Origin of the sequence: Blastomonas sp. (assembly GCF_030373265.1) — a bacterium.
Classification (GTDB): Bacteria; Pseudomonadota; Alphaproteobacteria; order Sphingomonadales; family Sphingomonadaceae; genus Blastomonas.
Window position 1 is genome coordinate 20635 of the sequence record NZ_JAUCZC010000013.1, and the last position, 21806, is coordinate 42440.

General features: G+C 60.5%; 23 protein-coding genes and 1 tRNA gene. 17 read left to right on the top strand and 7 right to left on the bottom strand.

Annotated elements, in window-relative coordinates; all coding sequences use genetic code 11:
- Positions 1-232: 232 nt before the first annotated feature.
- On the bottom strand, positions 233-757 hold the full coding sequence (locus QUV11_RS09355; protein WP_300881952.1) for a DUF6456 domain-containing protein: 525 nt from the start codon (positions 755-757) through the stop codon (positions 233-235).
- Between the two features lie 102 nt (positions 758-859).
- Here QUV11_RS09355 and QUV11_RS09360 point away from each other — a divergent pair, with 102 nt between their 5' ends.
- Complete coding sequence (locus tag QUV11_RS09360) at positions 860-1423, top strand: helix-turn-helix transcriptional regulator (RefSeq protein WP_300881954.1); 564 nt, start codon at positions 860-862, stop codon at positions 1421-1423.
- Positions 1424-1435: 12 nt separating this feature from the next.
- Complete coding sequence (locus QUV11_RS09365) at positions 1436-2596, top strand: glycosyltransferase (RefSeq protein WP_300881956.1); 1161 nt, start codon at positions 1436-1438, stop codon at positions 2594-2596.
- On the opposite strand, the gene QUV11_RS09370 is transcribed toward QUV11_RS09365, so the two are convergent.
- Complete coding sequence (locus QUV11_RS09370; protein WP_300881959.1) at positions 2593-2940, bottom strand: PilZ domain-containing protein; 348 nt, start codon at positions 2938-2940, stop codon at positions 2593-2595. The two genes, QUV11_RS09365 and QUV11_RS09370, sit on opposite strands and share 4 nt — an antisense overlap.
- 206 nt (positions 2941-3146) lie before the next feature.
- Positions 3147-3407, bottom strand: coding sequence for a hypothetical protein (locus QUV11_RS09375; protein ID WP_300881961.1), 261 nt, complete (start codon positions 3405-3407; stop codon positions 3147-3149).
- A gap of 546 nt (positions 3408-3953) precedes the next feature.
- On the opposite strand from QUV11_RS09375, the gene QUV11_RS09380 reads away from it, so the two are divergent.
- From QUV11_RS09380 to QUV11_RS09405, 6 genes are all read left to right on the top strand, one after another.
- Entirely contained in the window at positions 3954-4943 is a 990-nt protein-coding gene (locus QUV11_RS09380) for an aldo/keto reductase (protein WP_300881963.1), read from the top strand.
- Positions 4944-5189: 246 nt separating this feature from the next.
- Positions 5190-6509, top strand: coding sequence for a site-specific integrase (locus QUV11_RS09385; RefSeq protein WP_300881965.1), 1320 nt, complete (start codon positions 5190-5192; stop codon positions 6507-6509).
- Positions 6506-6808, top strand: coding sequence for a hypothetical protein (locus tag QUV11_RS09390; RefSeq protein ID WP_300881967.1), 303 nt, complete (start codon positions 6506-6508; stop codon positions 6806-6808). The genes QUV11_RS09385 and QUV11_RS09390 overlap by 4 nt, the downstream gene beginning before the upstream one ends.
- Positions 6809-6892: 84 nt before the next feature.
- Positions 6893-7117, top strand: a complete 225-nt coding sequence (locus tag QUV11_RS09395) for a DNA-binding protein (RefSeq protein WP_300881969.1) — start codon at positions 6893-6895, stop codon at positions 7115-7117.
- Between the two features lie 19 nt (positions 7118-7136).
- Complete coding sequence (locus QUV11_RS09400; RefSeq protein ID WP_300881971.1) at positions 7137-8615, top strand: DUF3987 domain-containing protein; 1479 nt, start codon at positions 7137-7139, stop codon at positions 8613-8615.
- Positions 8616-8961: 346 nt separating this feature from the next.
- On the top strand, positions 8962-9588 hold the full coding sequence (locus QUV11_RS09405) for a hypothetical protein (RefSeq protein WP_300881973.1): 627 nt from the start codon (positions 8962-8964) through the stop codon (positions 9586-9588).
- Between the two features lie 140 nt (positions 9589-9728).
- On the opposite strand, the gene QUV11_RS09410 is transcribed toward QUV11_RS09405, so the two are convergent.
- Complete coding sequence (locus QUV11_RS09410) at positions 9729-10178, bottom strand: hypothetical protein (protein ID WP_300881975.1); 450 nt, start codon at positions 10176-10178, stop codon at positions 9729-9731.
- Here QUV11_RS09410 and QUV11_RS09415 point away from each other — a divergent pair.
- Positions 10171-10878, top strand: a complete 708-nt coding sequence (locus tag QUV11_RS09415; RefSeq protein WP_300881976.1) for a hypothetical protein — start codon at positions 10171-10173, stop codon at positions 10876-10878. The genes QUV11_RS09410 and QUV11_RS09415 overlap by 8 nt on opposite strands.
- Positions 10875-11459, top strand: coding sequence for a hypothetical protein (locus QUV11_RS09420; RefSeq protein WP_300881978.1), 585 nt, complete (start codon positions 10875-10877; stop codon positions 11457-11459). Before QUV11_RS09415 ends, QUV11_RS09420 begins: the two co-directional genes overlap by 4 nt.
- Before the next feature lie 212 nt (positions 11460-11671).
- Here the strand turns inward: QUV11_RS09420 and QUV11_RS09425 are convergent, their stop codons facing one another.
- Complete coding sequence (locus QUV11_RS09425) at positions 11672-13261, bottom strand: ATP-binding protein (protein WP_300881980.1); 1590 nt, start codon at positions 13259-13261, stop codon at positions 11672-11674.
- 243 nt (positions 13262-13504) lie between these two features.
- A tRNA-Pro gene (locus tag QUV11_RS09430) sits at positions 13505-13581 on the bottom strand.
- A 208-nt stretch (positions 13582-13789) separates the two neighbouring features.
- Here QUV11_RS09430 and yajC point away from each other — a divergent pair.
- From yajC to QUV11_RS09460, 6 genes are all read left to right on the top strand, one after another.
- Positions 13790-14116, top strand: a complete 327-nt coding sequence (yajC, locus tag QUV11_RS09435) for a preprotein translocase subunit YajC (protein ID WP_300881982.1) — start codon at positions 13790-13792, stop codon at positions 14114-14116.
- 117 nt (positions 14117-14233) lie between these two features.
- A complete protein-coding gene (secD, locus tag QUV11_RS09440) occupies positions 14234-15838 on the top strand; it encodes a protein translocase subunit SecD (RefSeq protein ID WP_300881984.1) in 1605 nt (534 codons plus the stop codon).
- 11 nt (positions 15839-15849) lie between these two features.
- A complete protein-coding gene (gene secF, locus QUV11_RS09445; RefSeq protein ID WP_300881986.1) occupies positions 15850-16842 on the top strand; it encodes a protein translocase subunit SecF in 993 nt (330 codons plus the stop codon).
- Positions 16843-16857: 15 nt separating this feature from the next.
- Positions 16858-17250 (top strand): Mth938-like domain-containing protein, encoded by a 393-nt coding sequence (locus tag QUV11_RS09450; RefSeq protein WP_300881988.1) that lies wholly within the window; start codon positions 16858-16860, stop codon positions 17248-17250.
- A gap of 92 nt (positions 17251-17342) precedes the next feature.
- Entirely contained in the window at positions 17343-18269 is a 927-nt protein-coding gene (locus tag QUV11_RS09455) for a hypothetical protein (protein ID WP_300881990.1), read from the top strand.
- Positions 18266-18550 carry a hypothetical protein gene (locus tag QUV11_RS09460; protein ID WP_300881992.1) on the top strand — a complete coding sequence of 95 codons (285 nt, stop codon included), beginning with the start codon at positions 18266-18268 and terminating at the stop codon, positions 18548-18550. The genes QUV11_RS09455 and QUV11_RS09460 overlap by 4 nt, the downstream gene beginning before the upstream one ends.
- 17 nt (positions 18551-18567) lie before the next feature.
- Here QUV11_RS09460 and QUV11_RS09465 read toward each other — a convergent pair whose 3' ends face one another.
- Positions 18568-19338 (bottom strand): sulfite exporter TauE/SafE family protein, encoded by a 771-nt coding sequence (locus QUV11_RS09465; RefSeq protein ID WP_300881994.1) that lies wholly within the window; start codon positions 19336-19338, stop codon positions 18568-18570.
- Positions 19339-19586: 248 nt separating this feature from the next.
- Between QUV11_RS09465 and katG the strand changes: the two genes are divergently transcribed.
- Positions 19587-21788: a catalase/peroxidase HPI gene (gene katG / locus QUV11_RS09470; RefSeq protein ID WP_300881996.1), complete on the top strand. Its 2202-nt coding sequence runs from the start codon at positions 19587-19589 to the stop codon at positions 21786-21788.
- The last annotated feature ends 18 nt before the right edge of the window (positions 21789-21806 follow it).

Below are 21806 nucleotides of genomic sequence, written 5' to 3' on the forward strand. Positions count from 1 at the left end.
GACCGAATGGTACTCGCGGCTCTGCGCCAACAGGCCCTCCCCCTGGATGGGGGAGGGTTGGGTGGGGGTGATCTCTCCGGATTGCGAGGGCTTTTTGCCTCCGCGCTGCCAGCACCCAGCCGCACCATCCCCCTCACCGCTGCGACATAGGCAGCACGCTGCCAAGTCTCGCTGCCTCTCCCATCAAGGGAGAGGTGATACGGTTTTCAAAGGGACGCTCCTTTACCCCCCATCACGGCAGCCGATAGAAATCCGCCAGACGGTCGAGCGCCAGGCGCAGCACCAGGCGGCCTGAGCGGACCGGCCAGCCCAGCGCCTTTTCCGCCATCGGCATCGCCTCGCCCGAGCAGATCACCCGCCAGGCGATGTCGTTGAGATCGCGGCCGAGCGCGGTCATTGCCGCGTCGAAACGCTGGCGCGCCGCGGCCTGGCGCTCGGTCGGCTCGAGATGATCGCTGCCGCCGCGATAGCCGCCCGATCGGGGCGCGGCGTCCCAGCGCATGGTGATCGAGGGCGATAGGTTCGCCCGCTCCCAATCGCCACGCAGTTTTTCCCCCGCATCGAACTGGCGCTGATCGATCATTCCGCGCGCCAACAGCCAGCCCAGCGGCGACTCCGCCAGATTGACCGTAACCGATCGCGCGGGGCGGTGGGACTGCCGTGCGTGCGCCGCCACCGTTTCACCCTCGATTGCACGCTCAGCCCGCAGGCGTCCTGCACCGGCCCTGATGGCACCAAATTTTCCTGTTTTCGTCATAACGAATATCCAAACCGGTTAATTACTGACGGATAGGATATTGCCATTATGGTTGGATTGTAGGAAAGTGCTTTCCCGATCCGGTTTTTCGAGGGGTTCATGATGATCAATCGTATTCGCGATGTGCGCAAGGCGCGCAGCATGACCCTGGACGATGTCGCCCGACGCTGCGACCCGCCGACGACCGCGCAGACCATCGGACGTCTCGAGACGGGTATGCGGACACTGTCACTCGACTGGCTGAACCGCATCGCCGCCGCGCTCGAGGTCGACAGCAGTGCCCTGGTCAGCACCACTGCTGCAACCGAACTGGGAGTGGTTGCGCTGCTCGACGCGGACGGCGCACGGGCGCCTACCCGGACGGAGCGCGCAGCACCGCCGACGCCAACCGACCAGATGGTCGCGATGCGCGTGACCGGCAGTCTGGGCGACTATCGCAGCGGCGACATGCTGTGGCTGCGGCGGATCGATGGCGGTGGCGTCGCCGCCGCGCTCAACCGCGATGTGCTGGTGCCCCGCCCCGCCGGGCGCTTCGTGTTCGGCAGGCTGATCGCGCGCGATGGCGAGCGTATTCAGATCCTGCCCCCCGGCGCACGCACCCGCCAGCAGGTGGTGAACGCCCCGCCCTGGCTGGCTGTGGCAGAAACGTTAATCCGCACGCTTTAAAGCAGCGGCATCATGCGCATCCTCACCCTCGCCACGCTGTTCCCCAATGCGGCGCGCCCCAATTTCGGCATCTTCGTCGAGCGCCAGACGGCAGCGTTGGCCGCGCGCGAGGGGGTGGACGTCACCGTGATCAGCCCGCAGGCGGTGCCGCCCTGGCCGCTGTCGCGCCATCCCCGCTACCGTTCGATAGCAGCGCTTCCCCCGCACGAAAGCTGGCGCGGGCTCGACGTGCATCGCCCGCAATTCCTGCATTTGCCGGCGATCGGCAGCCACTGGCAGCCGCGTCTGCTTGCGCGAGCGGTGCTGCCGCTCGTGCGCAGCCTGCATGCGCAAAACCCGTTCGACCTGATCGACGCCGAGTTTTTCTATCCCGACGGCCCGGCGGCCCGGATCATCGGCAAAGACCTCGGCCTGCCCTATTCGGTCAAGGCGCGCGGCGCCGATATTCATCATTGGGGGCACGCGCCAAAGACCCGCGGGATGGTGCTTCAGGCGGGGTGCGAGGCCGCCGGCTTGCTTGCGGTGTCGGCAGTGCTCAAGGCCGACATGATTGCGCTGGGCATGCCGGGTGATGCAATCAGCGTGCATTATACCGGCTGCGACCAGCAGCGCTTTGCGCCGCGCGACGGCAGCGATCTGCGCGCCGAACTGGGCATTGATGGGCCGATGCTGATCTCGGTGGGCGCCCTGATCCCGCGCAAGCGCCAGCACCTCATCATCGAAGCACTGCCCCTGCTGCCTGGGGCCAAGCTGGTCCTCGCGGGAGCTGGCGAATCCGAAGCCGGCTATCGTGCGCTTGCCGCGAAGCTGGGCGTTGACAACCGCGTGATTTTTGCCGGGTCCCTGCCGCACGACGATTTGCCGCGATGGCTGGCGGCGTCCGATGTCATGGTGTTGCCATCGAAATCCGAAGGGCTGGCCAATGCCTGGGTTGAATCGCTTGCCTGCGGTACGCCGATCGTGATCTGCCACGCAGGCGGGGCGGCAGAGCTTCTGACCAATCCGGTGGCTGGGTCGATCGCACAGCCGCACCCCTCAGCTTTGGCCGATGCGATCAACGGAATCCTTGCTGCACGGCCCGACTCCGCGGCCGTTCGGCAATGCGTCGCGCGGTTCAGCTGGGAGCGCAACGCAGCCGAGCTCCACCAGCATTTTGAGCGAATTGTGGCTTAGACGTGCTTTGCGCGGTCGCGCAGCGTGCGGATGATGCGGTTGCAGATCGTCGGGCTCAGCGGCTCGCTGAAATGGCATCCGACAAGCTTGCCCTTTGCCCAAACCACCTCACCGACAATCGGATCGACCCCGTCGATCAGCAGCGTGATCGGCGCGGGCAGACGCAACGGGTAATCGGATTCAAAGCGACAGCCGGTGATCGAAAGATTGGTGAGCATGACACCGCAGCGCCGACGGCCCTGATCGAGCAGATCGGCATCGATCTGCACGTTGATGCGGATCGCGTAGCGGCGGTCGGTTGCCGCTTGGCTCGCCCCCACCTGCTTGCGCATCATCGCCGTCATCACCTGTCTCCACTGGAGCTGATCCGTGATCCCGCCGCCGGCCATCGCTGCCGATGGGTCACATGATGCCGATCCATAGACCCAAGAGCCTAACCGATGGTAAATGGGCAGAACCGCTGAGACGAAATAAAAACGCCCGGCAAACCCTTATGGGTCGCCGGGCGTCTTCAATGGCTTTGCCTTTTCAGGCGAAGCTATGCGTCTGCTTATTCAGCAGGAGCGGCCGGAGCAGCTTCTGCACCAGCAGCGGCACCGGCTTCGGCGCCAGCTTCTGCACCGGCATCGGCGCCAGCTTCAGCACCGGCTTCCATGCCTGCTTCAGCAGCCGGAGCTTCCATGGTTTCTTCCATGGGGGCTTCGGTGGTTTCTTCGGCAGGAGCTTCAGCAGCTTCTTCCGGAGTGCAGGCTGCGAGAGCCAGGATGCTAGCGGCGGCGAAAACCGGGCTCAGCTTGATGATGGACTTCATGGTACTTTTCCCCTTCGTTGCGGAAACAAGAGCCCGCGTTGTATCGACACCCTTGGGACTCTGGCAAGACATATTTCTTGCACTGGCGCAGGAAGGACACGCACATAGCCCGACCCCTATCCCCCGCACCCTTGGGAGAGGTGCATATAGCCGAGTTACCAAAGGCGGAAAAGAGGATAAAATTCTGTCCCGGAATGCGCCAATTGCGACCCTCTCGCGCCAATCATCGGCGCCCCGGCGCGTCGCAAGCCAGCACATAATGCCGGTAGCAGACCCGGCAATCTCGGAACTTTCTGTAATAATCCGGCGCTGTTACGCGCCAGGCATCTTCCCGCAGGCTCCCGATCGAGACAGGCGGGTCATGCGATCGGGGCGACATGACACCTCGGCCATTCCCCTGCCCTTCGGGGCCCTCGGCGATGCTCGAATCACGCGATCCTGCACCCGCGATCAGACCTGCCAGTGCGACGCTGGTGTTGACCTGCAATCGCCACCTGTGCCAGCGCCCGGCACACTGCATCCTCCCGCTCAGAAAGGTTCAATGCCATGGCATCGCGCACGCTCAACGGCAGACCGGTCAACCCCATTGGACTTGGCTGCATGTCGCTCAGCTGGGGCTATGGCGCGCTGCCCGCGCGCGACAGTGCGATCACGCTGCTCAACCGCGCGCTCGATCTGGGATACAACCATCTCGACACCGCCAATATCTATGGCCTGGGTCATAATGAAACGCTGATCGGGGAGGCGCTGAACGGCCGCCGTAGCGAGTTCTTCCTCGCCACCAAGATGGGTATCGTCATCGAGGGCGAAACGCGCGGAATCGATTGCAGCCCGGCCAGCATCCGCCGCTGCATCGACGACTCGCTGACCCGGCTGCAGACCGACCATGTCGATCTGTATTATATGCATCGCCGCGATCGCAGCGTGCCGATCGAAGATTCGGTGGGCGCGATGGCCGATCTGGTAGCGGAGGGCAAAATCGGCAGCATCGGCCTGTCCGAAATGTCGGCGGACACGCTGCGCCGCGCGGCTGCGGTCCACCCGATCGCCGCGATGCAGACCGAATATTCGCCGTGGACGCGCGAGCCCGAGATCGCGGTGCTCGAAGCTTGCCGCGAACTTGGAACGACGTTCGTCGCATTTTCGCCGGTGGCGCGCGGGGTTCTGGCAAACGGTGTGCGCGACGTGACAACCCTCGCCGACAACGACCTGCGCCGCACGATGCCGCGCTTCAACGCGATCAACTGGCCCGCGAACCGGGCGCTGGTCGATGAGTTCTGCAAGATCGCGGCGGAATGCAGCGTGACGCCAGCGCAACTCTCGCTCGCCTGGGTGCTGTCGCGCGGCGAGCATATCGTCGCGATCCCCGGCACGGCGTCGATCGCGCACATGGAAGAGAACTTCGCCCGCGCCGACTGGATCATCCCGGCAGACACCGCCGCACGGATCGACGCCCTGATCAACCAGCACACCGTAGCCGGCCCGCGCTATGGCGAGGCCATGCAGCGGTCGATCGATACCGAGATGTTTGGCTGAAACCCGGCGCGATCTTCGGATCGCTGTGGTTTGAAAATTGGTCGGGACGAGAGGATTCGAACCTCCGACCCCCACACCCCCAGTGGCGGGCCATAGGATTACTGGCGGTTTCCAGTGATTACGCAGACTTCCGTTAACCACGAATATCAGTGACTTACAGGCTTATTTTGCTTTACCGGGTTGTTTTGGGGTGGCATCGAATTACCGAATGCCACCTACCCAAGACCTACCCGAAGGGAAGTCGCTATGTCCAAGCCCAAGCTGAATAACGGTGTTGTTGACCGCCTACAGGCCCGCGCCAGCGACTATGTGACGTGGTGCGGTGCGTTGCCGGGGTTCGGCGTTCGGGTGCGTCCATCGGGCCGGAAATCGTTCATCGTTCAATACGACTTCGAAGGCCGGTCGCGCAAAGTGACGGTCGGCACGTTCCCCACGTTGACCGTTGACCAAGCCCGGAAAAAGGCAACGGAACTGCTGGCGAAGGTCCAGTTGGGCGAAGACGTTGCCGCAAAGCCGGTCGCCGAAGAAAACCCGACCATCGCTGAACTGTGCGACGAATACCTGACGAAGGGTTGTGGGCATAAGAAGGCTTCGACGAAGGTTACGGATAAGGGATGCATTGAACGGCATATCAAGCCGCTGTTGGGGCATCGCCGCGTCAAGGATTTGAAGCGTCGTCACATTGAAGATTTCTTCAGCGCCGTCGCCGCTGGCGAAACCGCGAAGAACGAAGTTATCGACGGCAAGCGCATCATTGTGAAGGGCGGCGAAGGCGCTGCCCGTCGCACCGTTAGGCTGTTCGGCGGCATTCTCACTTATGCCATTGGCCGCGAATACATTTCGGAAAACCCGCGTCGTGGCGTCAAAATCGGTAAGGATAACGCCAACGAACGCTACCTTTATGGTGACGAACTTCGCCGCCTTGGCGATGCTTTGCGCGAAGCTGAAACCGTAGGGTTGCCGTGGCAGTTCACCCAAGGCGCGAAGACGAAGCACAGGCCGAAGAACGCCGACACGTTGCGCGAAGTGATTGACCCGTATGCAATAGCCGCGCTTCGCCTGTTGCTGTTGACCGGCTGTCGCTTGGGCGAAATCTTGACGTTGGAATGGTCGCAAGTCGATTTGGAGCGCGGCTTTCTTCGCCTGCCAGATTCAAAGACCGGGAAGAAGGACGTAATCCTTGGCGCACCCGCGCTGAAGGTATTGGCGGACATTCCCCGCGTGAAGGACAATCCATACGTCATTGTCGGCGAAGCTAAGGGCAAGCCGCGTAGCGACCTAAAGCGGCCTTGGCGGCGGGTGATTGCCCACGCGGGATTGCCCGGCCTTCGGTTGCATGACCTTCGCCATAGCTTCGCCAGCATGGGTGCGGCGTCGGGCATGGGGCTTCCTATTGTGGGCAAGCTGCTAGGCCATGCTTCGCCTTCCACGACCGCCCGCTACGCGCACCTTGCCGACGACCCGCTACGCCGTGCGTCGGACAGCATCGCCAACAGCATTAACGCCGCAATGGGTGTGGCACCCGAAGCATCGAACGTTGTTCAGTTCAAAGAAGGTGTGGCGTGACGAAGTATCCCAGTCTCAACGTTGATTTCGGCCTGACGAAGCCAGTTTGGGAGGAAAGGCGCGGTCGCCCTATTTCAGCCGACGCTGAACGCAAAGCCGACGTCATCAAACGGGCCGCCGCCGCGCTTGTCAGCGAAAACTACATGGACACTGCCGCGAAGTTTCAAGACGAATATTACGCCGAAGACTCAGTGAAAGACGACGGGACTTCCGCAAATTACGAAAAGCGTTACAACCAACAAAAGCACGTAGCAAAGAATATTAGAGAAGAAGTTAGAAAGCGGGCTTCGTTTAAGTAATTATCTCTCCACATGGCCTAGTGACGCTTTGGTTTTTAGGTAATATCTATTCGTCTCTGTTCTGTTTCAGTCAGGAGACGACACATGGATACACCAACCTATCTTCGCCGCCATCAAGCGGCTGACTTCCTTCAGGACCGCTTTGGCTTCGGAACGACCGAAACCCTTGCCAAGCTGGCCTGTGTCGGCGGCGGGCCGCGTTTTCGCAAGCTTGGCCGCTTTCCGGTCTATACCGCCGACGACCTTCAAGCATGGGCGGAAAGCCGCCTGTCCGACCCTGTGGCATCCACTTCGGAATATGCCGAATAGCAGCGTCAGGGGTGATCCTGTGGACGATAATGAAGACGTGCTGCCGCCGCCCGGCTTGGTCGGCGACGTAGCGAAGTTCATCTATGATGCCGCTCACCGCCAAGTCCCCGAAATCGCCTTAGCCGGGGCCATCGCATTTATAGCCGGTATTGTGGGCAGGGTGTTCAACGTATCCGGCACCGGCTTAAATCACTTCGTTCTATTGCTGGCACCGACCGGCACCGGGAAGGAAGCAATCAACAGCGGCATTTCGAAGCTTGTTGGGGTTCTCACCGACATAACGGGCGGCAACCCCTACTTCGTATTAAATGCCGACAAGTTCATTGGCCCCGCCGACATGGCATCCGGCCAAGGCTTACTTCGCGACTTATCGATGCGCAATCCGCCCTCGTATGTCGCGATTGTGGGCGAAGTGACGTTGCGCTTGACGCAACTCGCACGTCCGAACGCGACTAATGCCGAAGTTGCGCTGTTGCGTGCCTTGCTGGACCTTTACAACAAATCGGGCGGCGGACAGTTCATCGGCGCGACGGTCTATAGCAATGCCGCGAACAACACGGCCCGCATAGATGCACCGGCCTTCAGCTTGGTCGGCGAAGGCACACCCGGTCCGTTTTACGACAACCTGTCCGAAGAAATGATAGCCAATGGGTTGCTGCCCCGCTTCAATATCATCGAGTATCGGGGTCAACGTCCACGCCGCAACAGGAACGCACCGTTCGCAACGCCTCAAGCCGGGATGATGACGCGGCTAACCGCGTTGGTCAAAAAGTGCATTTCGGACAATCAGACGAACCAAGTTACGAACGTCGAAATCACACGGGAAGCCGAAGCGTTACTGGACGATTTGGACGAATATTCCGACGACCAAATCAACGCGGTTGGCCATTCGATAAGCGCCCACCTTTGGAACCGTGCCCACAAAAAGGGGCTGAAACTTGCGGCATTGCTTGCCGTCGGATGCGACCATGAACAGCCAATAATTACGCTGGAACACGCGCAATGGGCGCGCAAGCATGTTGAACGCGACATTCGCCGCCTTGTCGCGAAGTTCGAAGACGGGGACGTAGGTAGCGCGGTCGGCGACCTACTCATTCAGCAGGACAAGGTTCGGAAAGCGTTTAACGAATGCTTGAGCAAGCCATACGACGGGTTGGGCAAGATTTATGGCGGCACTGTAGAAATGCATGTCGCCGGGATTGTCACGCATAAATACATCTCCAATCGCTGCTACAGTCTCCCGATATTTCGGAACGATCGTCGCGGGCCAAAATCTGCCTTGGAAGCCGCTATTCAAGGGTTGATCGACAACGGCGAAATTGTTCGTCGGCCCGGTCATCAAGTCGAGCGCGGCTGTGGTCGTAGTTTCCTGTCCTACACCCGCGCGAAGTATAATCCCGACAACGACATTGAACGCATCAAGGCTCAAATCTTCTTCAAGGATGATTTTGCGACGGTGTTCGAACCGAAGAAAATGAATGGTGGGAAAGGCGTATGACGCTGAAACCCGCACAAAACAGCCAAATATGGATAAATGAACGTATGGAAGGGCGCGACGGCGCGCCCCCAAAAGTTCACTCAATCTGTAACCCCTTCATATCTTCATTTCTTCATACTCGTATAGAAAATAGCGCAATTACAGCATGTTATGGGATTTTTCGCTTCCATACCGTTTTCATACTCGCTCATACCGGCGAACGTGAACCTGCCCACGGCCTACCCGGCGATAAAGTGGGCAAAGGTGCCGTCGCATATCTCATTGAAACTACGTTCAATTCTACAACAAACGAACTGTTGAACCGCGCCTTAGGTAGGCGACGGTCGCCATTGAAGAGGTCATCGTGATGAACAACGAAATAGAAACGCTATGGAAGCAACCGACCTTGGAAAACTTGGACCTTGGCGTTCGGTTGCATCGGGGCGACAACGGCGCGCGGGTCCACGGCCTGTTTGCTCACTTGTTGTTCGCAACGTCGGACGCGCTGCCCATGAAAGCTTCGGCGGAAACGCTGAAGCTGGAAACGGCGCGCAAGGTAGTGTGGGCATATCACCGCGACGCCGAAGCCGCGTGGCAAACACAAGGCTTCATAACGAAATGGTCGCCCAACTGCCTTGAAGGCATCGCCCGCGAAATGGCCGACAAGCTGGCACGTCACCCCATCGTTGCCAATGTCGTTGCTGCGAAGTTGGACCGGCGGCGCGACGTAGTGTTCGCCGATCCTTCGTTAACGCACGGCGACGCAATGTTCGTCGCACGAAATTTATTTACAGCGAACATGCCGGACATATTTCGCGAACTTCTAGAACAAGAATGCATCGCAGTTATCAAAGAAGATGCTGACGCAACAATAACACGGGCATTAGATCACTTAGAAGATCTGCGCTCAACTGGGGAATATTGGAAATATACTCGCCTACATAGAATTTTGTCTTCTCTAAAGCGGGTCCATAGTGTAGTTTTCGGCATCTGACTGCCTCAAACTATGGTCTATGGTGTCGAATGTCGCTCGTTGAACAGCCCGCAAACTCGCAGAATGCATGGGGAAAGCCTGCGGCCACCCCTTCGGCGAAGAAGGTCGTTCGCCTGCCGCTGGAAACGACGCGCGATTGCTCAAGGGCACTGGCCAAGCTGATTCGCCGCACCTTGGCAGGCGATATGGAAACCGCCGATTTGAGCCGGTTCGCCAATGCCATCATGCTGTTGTCGCGCATCATCGAAGGTGGCGACCTCGCGGCCATGAACGCCCGCCTGGACGAACTCGAAAAGCGCGGGTTTCATTGAGCCGTGGTTAGCGTCGCAACCGTCATGCGCCGACTGCAACAGTTCGAAGCGTTGTATGCCCCGGTCGTTCCCAACGTCATCGAATGCGACGACGAAGACCTGAAGTCGGCCATTGCCCGACACGTCGAGCGCTATGGCCGCGCCCCGCCAAGCTACGTCGTCGTGCCGACCCGATGCAACGAAGCGGAGTTGCCCGAACTCGAAATTCAATGGGCCGAATTGCAACGAAATTTGATTGAAGCGGCAAAGTCCGAACGGAAGGAATACGACAATGAACATGGCACCGAACATCGCACTCGTGAACACAGAAGCCGCCGTATCGTTAATTCAGGGAACGCAACGGGACAGCCAAATGAAGGCATGGCTAGGCGACCCTTCGCAGTTCGAACACAACACTGAAATTAGCGGCGCAATCAACAGCGCACATAGCGCGCTTCGCAGCGGTGCCGAAACGATCACCGCGTTGACTGGCGACGCCACCCGGTCGGACCCCGAACGCCATGCCGTCGGCGGCGAAGTTTCGGCGCGCACGGTGGCGAAGTTGGAAGAAGTGCAGCAAAGGCTAAAGGCCAACGCTGATGCCTACGCCCAAGCGGCGAACCAAGCCTTGAAGGAACGGTTCGCGCTGAAATCTGAAAATGCGTGGTTGAACGACAAATGGCTTGGTTTCGTTCGCGAGACATACGCCAAAGAAGGCGGTCCCGCGACGATCCGCGAAACCATGCTTCAGCATCGCGACTTAGCAACGTTGATGGTCAAAATGCCGACGCCATTGTTGGGCATTCCCGAAAAACAGCACCAAGAATGGCGCGTTAAGGCCGTCGAGAAATTTGAGCCGGAAATTCAGAGCGGGCTTCAGATGGCCGAAGACATTCGCGACGTGGCTTCGCGCTACACGCGCATTGTGGGCATGGTCCGCTTGAACTTCCATTCGCAGGGCATCGCGGCGAAGGTCGCGACGCGGGTTCGGCTTACATGACGATGGCCGGGCAGAGCCTTGCGTGGTTCGCCCGTTGGCTTGATGCAAGTTCGGCGTCGCGCCTGTCGCCATGCGCCCATAAGCGCCGCGCGCCACGTCGCGGATTGTTGGGCGCGCGTATGCCAGTTGTCGAACGTTACGACGACATTCTTGTGAAGGGGCGCTTCGCCGAACTGTTGCCGCATGATTTCAACGAACCGTTCAATGGTGAGTTCGGCGAACAATCGCTTCCATTGCTGGTATCGTTCGAACATTGCGATGGCCTGACCCTGCCTGAAGCGGCGGACCTGTCGCCATATCCGCCCGGCCAACCTCGCGTCGCAGAGCGTGTGGCAAGCGTCCGGTTCAATGCCGAGACAGCCGCCAAGCCCCACCTGTCGCCGTGGCTTGGCAAGAATGGCAATGGGTGGCCCGCCCTGTGCCTTATCGGGCTTGGCGACCCCTTGCAGCCTGTTGCCGACGCAATCAGCGCCGCCGGGGCCGACGACCTTGACCCCCATGTGCCTGTGATCGCGATTCCTCTCTGGCGTGGCTTCAGCCGCAAGGAACGCGCGAACGTGGCCTTGCCGTTCGTTCCCTAGCCGCGCCGGACCACCTTCCCCGGTTGCGTCGCTGGACCCCGGCCTTACGTCGTGCCAACGTAGGGTCGGGGTCTCGTTCGAACTATATACCCTCGCCGTATTGAGGCGACGGCCAATGACAATTGCGAACCAGAATGCTCAGCGAAATCAACATAAGGTTGTCAGCCGAATGCCCCGGTGTCCGATTGGGCAGGGTATGGGTAGGCGATCGGTCAAAGACGATCCAAAATTGCCGCTTTCATCGCGGCGTGCGTCGGCATACCGGGCGTAATTAGTGGTGCAAGTGTGTCCCGCATAAATGCGTCGGTGGTGTTGCCAGGCCTAGCCAACGTCAAAGTCTGTCGAACGTTGGTGAAAATTTGGCCTGCTGCTGATTTCAGATCGTCCGGTTGATTGCCGCGCGCCACGCTGGCCGCGAGTGCGTCGGCCTTGATCTGAAGCACGTCGCCAACTTTGTCGCTATGACCGGCGCTTTGCGCAAGCTTGGTGAGAACATCGTCCGCAAACAGGTAACACTCCAAGTTCCGTTCGCCCAAAACAAGGTTTCCGTCTTTCTCGAAGTCTTGCACTTCTTTTTGGGATTTGTCGTCTCTGTCACACAGGGATATAACGCGCGCGCCGTTTGCAATATCGTCCAAGGCAGAACGAACGCTTGCACCTGCTGTTGCGACTTGGTTTGATGACCCGCCCGAGACGAAAACGATCTCTGCCGCCGATGAACCTAAAACGCGATTGTAAATCTCAGCGTCGAAATTTTTGCGTCGATTGCCGACCGCAGAACCCTCGCAAACTACGATGATCGATGGAACGATGCGGCTAGACAAGTCGTCAATCGCTATCGAAAGCATTTTCTCCCAAGCAATTCGACCGATACTACTTGGAACAAGCTGGCGAGGTTCGTCAGGTTCGACGCCATCAAAATCTATGATTGCGACGGTGCCGGGCGCTTCGATGCTTAAAGCTTGCGCCGCCCTCATCACGCCTAGCGAGTGGGTGGTAATCCAAAGTTGGGACTGTTCAGGAATCAGTGCATACATCTCTCTCATCAATGCACCCTGAACGCGCGTATGCAAGTGAGTCTCCAATTCATCTATACACCAAATTGCATCTGCATAGAATTTTCGCTTCATGTGCATGTCTAATAATAGATCAAATGCAGCCTTCTCACCGCCAGAGAGGTTTTTATAGTGATACGAAGCAACAGATCCTTTTGAAAAATTGAAGGTTCCGTCTCCCAAAGGATCACTTATGTTATTTAGCATGAGATCGCCAAAGACCGATTTCATAGAATGCCTAATTCCGCCAATTAGTTCGTTTCTAAGGTTTTCAACTGTTTTTTCATTATTATCTGCATTATAAACGCCTGAAATAGTATCGTATATCAGTCTCTGATAGTTCAATGATACAACTTGATCATTTTGAATAGATTTCTGAATACGCAAATTTTCTGAAGGCGATTTTTGCTTTTTCAGCTCACCAACAGTGAAATCAGCATCATTTCTATAAGCAGTTCTTACGTATAGAGAGCTTTTGACTGGCGCTATTCCCTCATGCGTTTCGACCACAGCCGACTGATTCCAAGAAAATGAATTCTCCTCACCCTTCTGGTAGTAGGCCTGATCCCCATCAATGCCCCAACCAACTTTCTGACGATGCCAACTCATGAATGCGTCAAACAGTGAGGATTTTCCACTGCCGTTAGGTCCAACAACGACAACCAATTTTGCAGCTTCGGGTATCCCAGTGATTTCCAAGTCAGTAAAGCGCTTGAAGCTTTTTAGATGAATGCGTTTGACCTTCATAACGATATCCCGACAAGCTGCTAAAAGTTCGTCGGGCACGTCAACAAGCGGTGCGGTTGGAATCCGACGGGAAGATTGATCGCATTTCAACTTGGCGTTGGCCAGAAATCTTTCACGGAAGGAGCATGCGTCAACATTTGACCGTCTCTCCGCATGCTGACGCAGAGAACACTAGCGGCCTACCCATTGCCTACCCGCGCGACAAGCTGCGGCGGGTAGGTATGGTTAAGTTGTTGGTTAAATTGGTCGGGACGAGAGGATTCGAACCTCCGACCCCCACACCCCCAGTGTGATGCGCTACCAGGCTGCGCTACGTCCCGACCGTGCCATCGCCGCGCTGCGGCTGATGGGAAGCGCGCCTATATGGGCATGGAACGCGATTGGCAAGCCTGTCCTGCACCCATATGTGCCGCAGCCGAGATCAATTGCCATAAGCGGCCGATGGTGATAGGCGCGCCCATCGCTGCGACCGGGTTTTTGCCCGTGCCGCTCTTCTGTGCATTTTTCAGACATTCGGAATTTATCGTCATGGACTCGACACTTCTGCTTGCATTGGCCGCAGCCGCACCCGGCGGGGCGCCTGCCTGGACCCAGCTTTTGATGTTCGTGCCGCTGCTCTTGATCTTCTACTTCCTCATCATTCGCCCGCAACAGCGCCAGATGAAGGCGCACAAGGCGAAGATCGAAGCGATCAAGCGCGGCGATCAGGTGATCACCGGCGGCGGCCTTGTCGGCAAGGTGACCAAGGTCGACGACGCCTATGTCGAGATCGATCTGGGCGGCGCCAAGGTCCGCGCGGTCAAGGCAACGATCAGCGATGTCGTGCTGCCCGGCGGCGCGCCTGCCAACGATTGATCCGAGCGCCTTGCCGCGCACGGGCCCGATGAATATATGGCGCGCACATCCGGTCCGCGCCAGCCTTGCCCGCCCCTGCGCGTCGCATGAGGCAGCTCTGCCAAGGAAGCCTTGAGAATGCTTGATTTTCCGCGCTGGAAAACGATCTCGATCAGCCTCGTGCTCGCCTTGGGCGTGCTGCTTGCGATCCCCAGCCTGCTGCCTGCCAGCGTCGGGCAATATTATCCCGGCTTCCTGCCGCAGGCCAAGGTCAACCTCGGGCTCGACCTTCAGGGCGGAAGCCATATCCTGCTCGAGGGCGACCCCGCCGACGTTGCGGCCCAGCGGCTGCAGAACATGGAAGAAACCGTGCGTGGCGCGATGCGGTCGGCGACGCCGCGCATCGGCATCGGCGATATTTCGCGTGAGGGCGGCAGGCTTTCCTTCCTGGTGCGCGATGTCGGCCAGGTCGATGCCGCGCGCGAGGCGATCCTGCCGCTGACCACCGGCGCAGGCCTGACCGGCCAGCGCGACTGGGATATCGAGGTGCGCGACACCAGCCGCATCGTGCTGACCCCCACCGACGCGGGCCTCACCGAGGCGCTCGATCAGGCGATGGAAACCGCGACCGAGGTGGTGCGCAAACGCATCGACGAACTGGGCACGCGCGAACCGACAATCATTCGCCAGGGCGACAACCGCATCGTGGTGCAGGTCCCCGGACTCGACGATCCCGAAGCGCTCAAGGAACTGCTTGGCCAGACCGCCGAGCTCGAATTCAAGCTGGTCGATCTCAACGCCAGCCCCGAGGATATTGCCGCGGGCCGCGCGCCTGTCGGCAGCGAGATCGTCCCTTATCCCAGCAATCCTGCGGGCGGTACCGCGATCGCGGTCCGCCGTCTGGGCGGCATCCGCGGCGACAAGCTGACCAATGCCCAGCAGAGCTTCGACCAGCAGACCAACGAGCCGGTTGTGTCGATCACCTTCGATCGCGACGGCGGCACGCGCTTTGCCCGGCTGACCCAGCAGAACGTCAACAAGCCGTTCGCGATCATCCTCGATGGCGAGGTGCTCTCGGCCCCCAACATCAACGAGCCGATCCTGGGCGGATCCGCGCAGATCTCGGGCAACTTCACCACCGAAAGCGCCAACCAGCTGGCCATTGCACTGCGCTCGGGCGCGTTGCCGATCGAGCTCAAGGTGGTCGAGGAACGCTCGGTCGGACCCGATCTTGGCGCCGAATCGATCCAGCTGGGAATGCTCGCAGGCGCCGTCGGCACGGTTGCGGTGCTGGCGTTCATGATCATAACCTATGGCCGCTTCGGGGTTTACGCCAACATCGCGCTGATCCTCAACATCCTGCTGATCCTCGGCGTGATGGCGCTGATGAACGCGACGCTTACCCTCCCGGGTATCGCAGGGTTCGTGCTCACTATCGGTGCGGCGGTCGACGCCAACGTGCTGATCAACGAGCGCATTCGAGAAGAGCGCAAGAACGGCAGGCGGATCATCCAGGCGATCGAGGTCGGCTACACCGAAGCCTCGCGCGCCATTTATGATGCCAACATCACCAATGTCATTGCAGCGGTGCTGCTGTTCCTGTTCGGATCGGGCCCTGTGCGCGGCTTTGCGGTGGTGCTGATGATCGGTATCGTCACCTCGGTGTGGACGGCGGTGTATGTCACGCGCATGTTCGTTGCCATCTGGCTGAAGCGCGCACGTCCGCGCGAACTCGTAATTTAAGGCTTTATCCCATGAAGCTCCTCAAGCTCGTCCCGGACGACACCAACTTCCGCTTCCTGCGCTGGCGCAAGATCGCGATGACGATCAGCCTGCTGTCGATCATCGCCTCGATCGTATTGGTCGGGGTGCGCGGTCTCAATCTCGGCGTCGACTTTGTCGGCGGCCAGATGATCCAGGTGACGTTCGACAAGGTGGCAGAAGCGCCAGTGGCCGATCTGCGCGACGATATCGAGGCGCTGAACCTCGGGGAATCGACGATCCAGCGCTTTGGCGAACCCAACCAGGTGTCGGTCCGCATGCGGCTCTCCGGAGACAATGTCGACGAGGTCAACGCGGTCACCAGCCGGGTGACCCAGATGATCACGACGGAATATGCCGCGCAGGGCGCGCGCATCGATGGGGTGGATTCGGTCTCCGGCAAGGTGTCGGGCGAATTGCTGTCGACCGGGGTCTATTCCTTGGTGTTCGCGATGATGGCGATCGCCGTCTATATCTGGTTCCGGTTCGAATGGCAGTTCGGGGTCGCGGCGCTGTTTGCGCTGGTCCACGATGTCACCCTGACCTTCGGGTTCTTCGCGCTGACCCAGCTCGAGTTCAATCTCAACATCGTCGCCGCACTGCTCACCATCATCGGCTATTCGCTCAACGACACCATCGTCGTGTTCGACCGCGTGCGCGAGAATTTGCGCAAATACCGCAAGATGGACATGATCGCGCTGCTCGACCTGTCGACCAACGAGACCCTGGCCCGCACGATCATGACCACGCTGACCATGCTGATCGCGCTGATGGCGCTGCTGCTGATCGGCCCGGGCGTGATCTTCGGCTTCACCGCGGCGATGACCCTGGGTCTGTTCGTGGGTTCGTATTCATCGGTCTATATGGCCAACCCCATCCTCGTCTGGCTGGGTGTCGGCGCCCACAGCTTCGTGCCGCATGCGACCGATGCCGACAAGGCCGCGGCCAAGCTGAAAGAGGGCATGGGCGGCGGCGCCCAGCCCTGATCGGCATCACAGGCCATGGCTGAATTCAACCAGGACCCGCGCGCTTCCGGACCGGTGATCACCGGCTTTACCGCGCGCGGATTCAAGCTGGACGGCGACAATCTCGGTCCGCGCCGGGTGGAATCGAGCCTGGTGCTCACCCCTGTGTCCGCGATGCCCTGGGATGCGCCGGCGATCGATGCGCTCGACGTCGCGGCGATGGATCAGGTGCTGGCGATGGACCCTGCGCCCGAGTTCATGCTGCTGGGCACCGGCCCGGCGCTGGCCCACCCTCCCCGCGCCTTCATCCGCGCGATGGAAGCCCGCGGCATTGGCGTGGAAACCATGGACAGCCGCGCGGCCGCCCGCGCCTGGGGCATCCTGCGTTCCGAAGACCGCTGGATCGCCGCCGCAATCATGAGGCTTTAGTGCCCGACAGACCGATTACCGTATCATAATTTGACCAGCCTCGTTTTGAACTGCTGTGGTGTGCCCGATCGAAACGGGGGGATCACAACATCATGGTCAATCGCTGCAGTGGTCTGCTTCTCCTGGTTAGCTGCGCGCTGGTCGGTGGCTGCTCCAGCCTGAGCGGAGCGCAGCGCCCGGTATTGTCCCCTGCCGATAGCGTCGCCACCGCACAGAAGTTCAAGCCGGAGATTTCGCTCCTGCGCTTCTATGCGGACGATGACAGCGCGCGGCTCGATTTGTCGGCGATGGATTATCGCAACCTCGTCATTGCCTTGTATCTGGATGCGATCGACGCCCGGTTTGCAGAGTTTCGCGCACAGGCAGGATCGGAAAGCCGGGCGTCCGGGCTGGCATTCGATATTGCGCTGCTTGGCCTCACCGGGGCTGCGGCGGTTGCAGAGGCGGACGAGGTCAATCCGTTCGCGACGGCTGCTGCAGCCTTTCTGGGTGCGCGCGCATCGTTCGACAAGAACCTGTTCTACGACCGCACGCTGCCTGCGATGTTCGCGACGATGGAAGCCGAGCGGGCCCGAATCCGCACCGATATCATCCGCGCAATGATGCAGGACGCCATCGCCTATCCCCTCCCCCTCGCCTTTGGCGACCTTGCTGCATATCAGCGCGCCGGATCATTCGAATTCGCGATCGCCAAGGTGGTCAACCGCGCGGTCGAGGCGCAGAACGCAAACGAGGCCATTCTCTCCAAGGCGCTGACCGCCTGCAGCATTGCCGAGGACATGGCGGAAACGAACGAAGCGCTGGCGGCGGCGCTGGAGGACGAGACCGACCCCACGCGGCGCGCGCGCCGCTTGGCGCTTGCCGCACAGGAATTTGGGGTTCCGGAAGGCGCGACCGAAATCGACACCTGGCGCAATATCGGGATCAAGCTGGATACCGATTACTGCCGGGCGCCCGATCGCGCGGCCAAGGTTTCCGATATCCTGACCAAGATCCAGGCAATGGAGGCAACACCATGAGCGACGACAGAAAGTACCCACCCACGCACACGCTGGCGCAGTTGCAAACAGCGCTTCGCACGGATGAGGCATGGTGGGGGGCGATCACCGCGATCCGGGCGATCGGCGATTATACCGTGGTGACCTTCGAACGCCCGCGTCCTGTCAAGCGCCCGATCACGCTTTTGCCGATGATCGGCGACACGGCCCCGCCTGCACCGCCGGGAACAGCGCTGGTGGTGACGGGGGAGGTGAACATCAGACCCGGGGTGATCAAGATAGCGGCCTACCGCAAAGGCTAGGCTGGTCGAAACTTCCCTCAGGCGAGCGCCTTGTAGATGCTGAAGGCGCTGGTCACGGTGAGCACCGCGCCCACCAGGAACAGCAGGATGCGCGGGCGGACGTTCTTGGCGAGGATTGCGCCGAACGGCGCAGCCAGCACGCCGCCGATCAGCAGGCCGATGGTCGCCCTGGTGAAGGCCTCGAACCCCAGGGTCAGGATGAAGGTCAGCGAGATCGAGACGGTCAGGAAGAACTCCGACGCGCTCACCGTACCAATGGTCTTGCGCGGCTCGCTTCCCTGGATCAGCAGGTTGGAGGTCACCACGGGCCCCCACCCGCCCCCGCCGGCGGCATCGAGAAATCCGCCGGCAGCGCCCAGCGGCGCAACCACCCGCGGGTCCTCGAACTTGTGCGGCGGAAAGCGCCAGGCGCGATAGAGCAGCATCAGGCCGACAACCGCGAGATACGCCATCACCAGCGGCCGGGCGATGCCAGCATCGATGTTCGACAGCACATAGGCCCCGACCACACCTCCAATCACGCCAGGCACCACCAGCCGGCCGAACAGGGCCCAGTCGATATTGCGGTGCCAGGCGTGGCTGAGCCCGGACGCACCGGTCGTGAACACCTCGGCCAGATGCACGCCTGCCGACGCCTGCGCCGGCGGTACGCCGAGCACCGACACCAGCAGCGTGCTCGAGATCACGCCGAACGCCATCCCCAACGCGCCATCCACCATCTGCGCGGCAAAGCCCGCCAGGACGAAGGGCCAGATATCGGCAAAGTTGAAAAGTCCCAGGTCCGGCATCCACAGTTGCTTTCATGGCGGGAGCCGTAGCTCCGCAAAAATCTGGCACGGACCATCTGGCATCCGTATCGCAGGCGTATTCTCTACTAATTTTATTGGCAACATATAAAAACTTCCATCCCCCAACGGCGAAGCGGTCGGTTTTCGCCTCCATCGGGGCTCTCGATCTGGCTGATGGGATTTCCTCGTTTGGGATCGAGCCGTTGAAGGGGTATCTTGGCGGCATCAGAGTCAAAAGGAGAGCGATCATGGACATGAAGACAAGCGGCACGGGCGGCCAATGCCCGTTCGGTGGAAGCGATGGCGGTGTCAGATCCCTGCTTGGTCGAACCAATCGCGAATGGTGGCCCGAGTCTCTGCAGCTCGATATCCTGATGCAGAACGGCGCGTCGCCCGACCCGATGGGGCCGGATTTCGATTATGCAAAAGCCTTCAACGAACTGGACTATGAAGCGCTGAAGGCGGATCTGACCGCGCTGATGACCGACTCGCAGCCCTGGTGGCCGGCGGACTACGGCCATTACGGACCGTTCTTCATCCGGATGGCGTGGCACTCGGCGGGCACCTATCGCACCGCAGACGGGCGCGGCGGATCGAGCAGCGGGCAGCAGCGTTTCGCCCCGCTCAACAGCTGGCCCGACAATGGCAATCTCGACAAGGCGCGCCGCCTGTTGTGGCCGATCAAGCAGAAGTACGGCAAGCATATCAGCTGGGCCGACCTGTTCATCCTCACCGGGAACGTCGCGATCGAATCGATGGGCGGACCGGTGTTCGGCTTTGGCGGCGGCCGCAAGGACGTGTTCGAGCCCGAACAGGTCTATTGGGGCACCGAAGAGCTCTGGGTCGACCAGGGCGCCGAAACGCGCATCCATCCCGATGAGGGCAAGGCGCTCGAAACCCCGCTCGCGGCGATCCAGATGGGGCTGATCTACGTCAATCCCGAAGGCCCGGGCGGTGTGCCCGACCCGCTGCAGTCGGCGCGCGACATGCGCGAAACCTTCGCGCGGATGGCGATGAACGACGAGGAAACCGTCGCGCTGACCGCGGGCGGCCACGCCTTCGGCAAGTGCCATGGCGCGGTTCCGCCCGATCAGCTGGGCGGCGCGCCCGAGGCTGGCGACCTGCACCTAGGTGGCTTCGGCTGGATGACCGACGCCGAGATGATCGAAAAGGGCCATATCACGACGTCGGGCCTCGAAGGCGCATGGACCCCCAATCCGACGCAATGGGGCGGCGACTATTTCCGGTTGCTGTTCAAATATGACTATGCGCTGGTGAAAAGCCCCGCTGGCGCGCAGCAGTGGCAACCGGTCAATCCCGACCCCGAGGACATGGCGCCCGATGCGCGCGATCCGTCCAAGAAGGTCCCGACGATGATGACCACCGCCGACATGGCGCTTAAAATGGACCCCGAGTATCGCAAGGTATCGGAGCGCTTCCGCGACGACCAGGCCGCGCTCGACGACGCCTTTGCACGCGCATGGTTCAAGCTGACCCATCGCGACATGGGGCCAAAGGTCCGGTATCTCGGCCCCGAGGTGCCGCAGGAAGAGCTGATCTGGCAGGACCCGGTACCGGCAGGCACGGTGCCCTCAGACGGCGACGTTGCGAACTTCAAGGCAGCGGTCCTCGACAGCGGGCTGGGCATCAGCGAACTGGTCAAGGCAGCGTGGGCGTCGGCGTCGAGCTATCGCAATTCGGACCATCGTGGCGGTGCCAACGGCGCGCGCATCCGGCTTGCGCCGCAAAAGGACTGGGCGGTCAACGACCCCGAGGAGCTGGCAAGGGTGTTGAGCAAGATCGACGGCCTGCGCGGCAGCATGTCGATGGCCGACGCCATCGTGCTGGCGGGGAGCGCCGCGGTCGAGAAAGCGGCCAGGGACGCCGGGGTCGACGTGCTGGTGCCGTTCACTGGCGGGCGCGGCGATGCCAGCGAGGCGCAGACCGACGCCGAGAGCTTCGAGCCGCTCGAGCCCTTTGCCGATGGTTTCCGCAACTATCTCAAGACCAAGATGAGCGTGAAGACCGAAGAACTGCTGGTCGACCGCGCCAATCTGCTCGGTCTCTCGATCCCTGAGATGACTGTGCTCGTCGGCGGGCTGCGTGTGCTGGGCGCGGTCAGCAAGCATGCCGACCACGGCAACCATATCGGCGTCCTGACCGACCGGCCAGGGCAGCTGACCAACGACTATTTCGTCAACCTGCTCGATATGAGGACGCTCTGGACGGTCGTCGACGAGAGCGGGGACGAGGAATTTGTTGGGGTCGACCGCGCGACCAAGGCCGAAAAATGGCGCGCGACGCGCACCGATCTGGTGTTCAGCTCGAACTCGCAGCTGCGCGCGGTGGCCGAGGTTTATGCCGAGAGCACCAGCCGGGAGACATTCGTCCACGACTTCATCAAGGCTTGGACCAAGGTGATGGACGCCGACCGGTTCGATATCGCCTGATTGGCAATGGGCTGAATG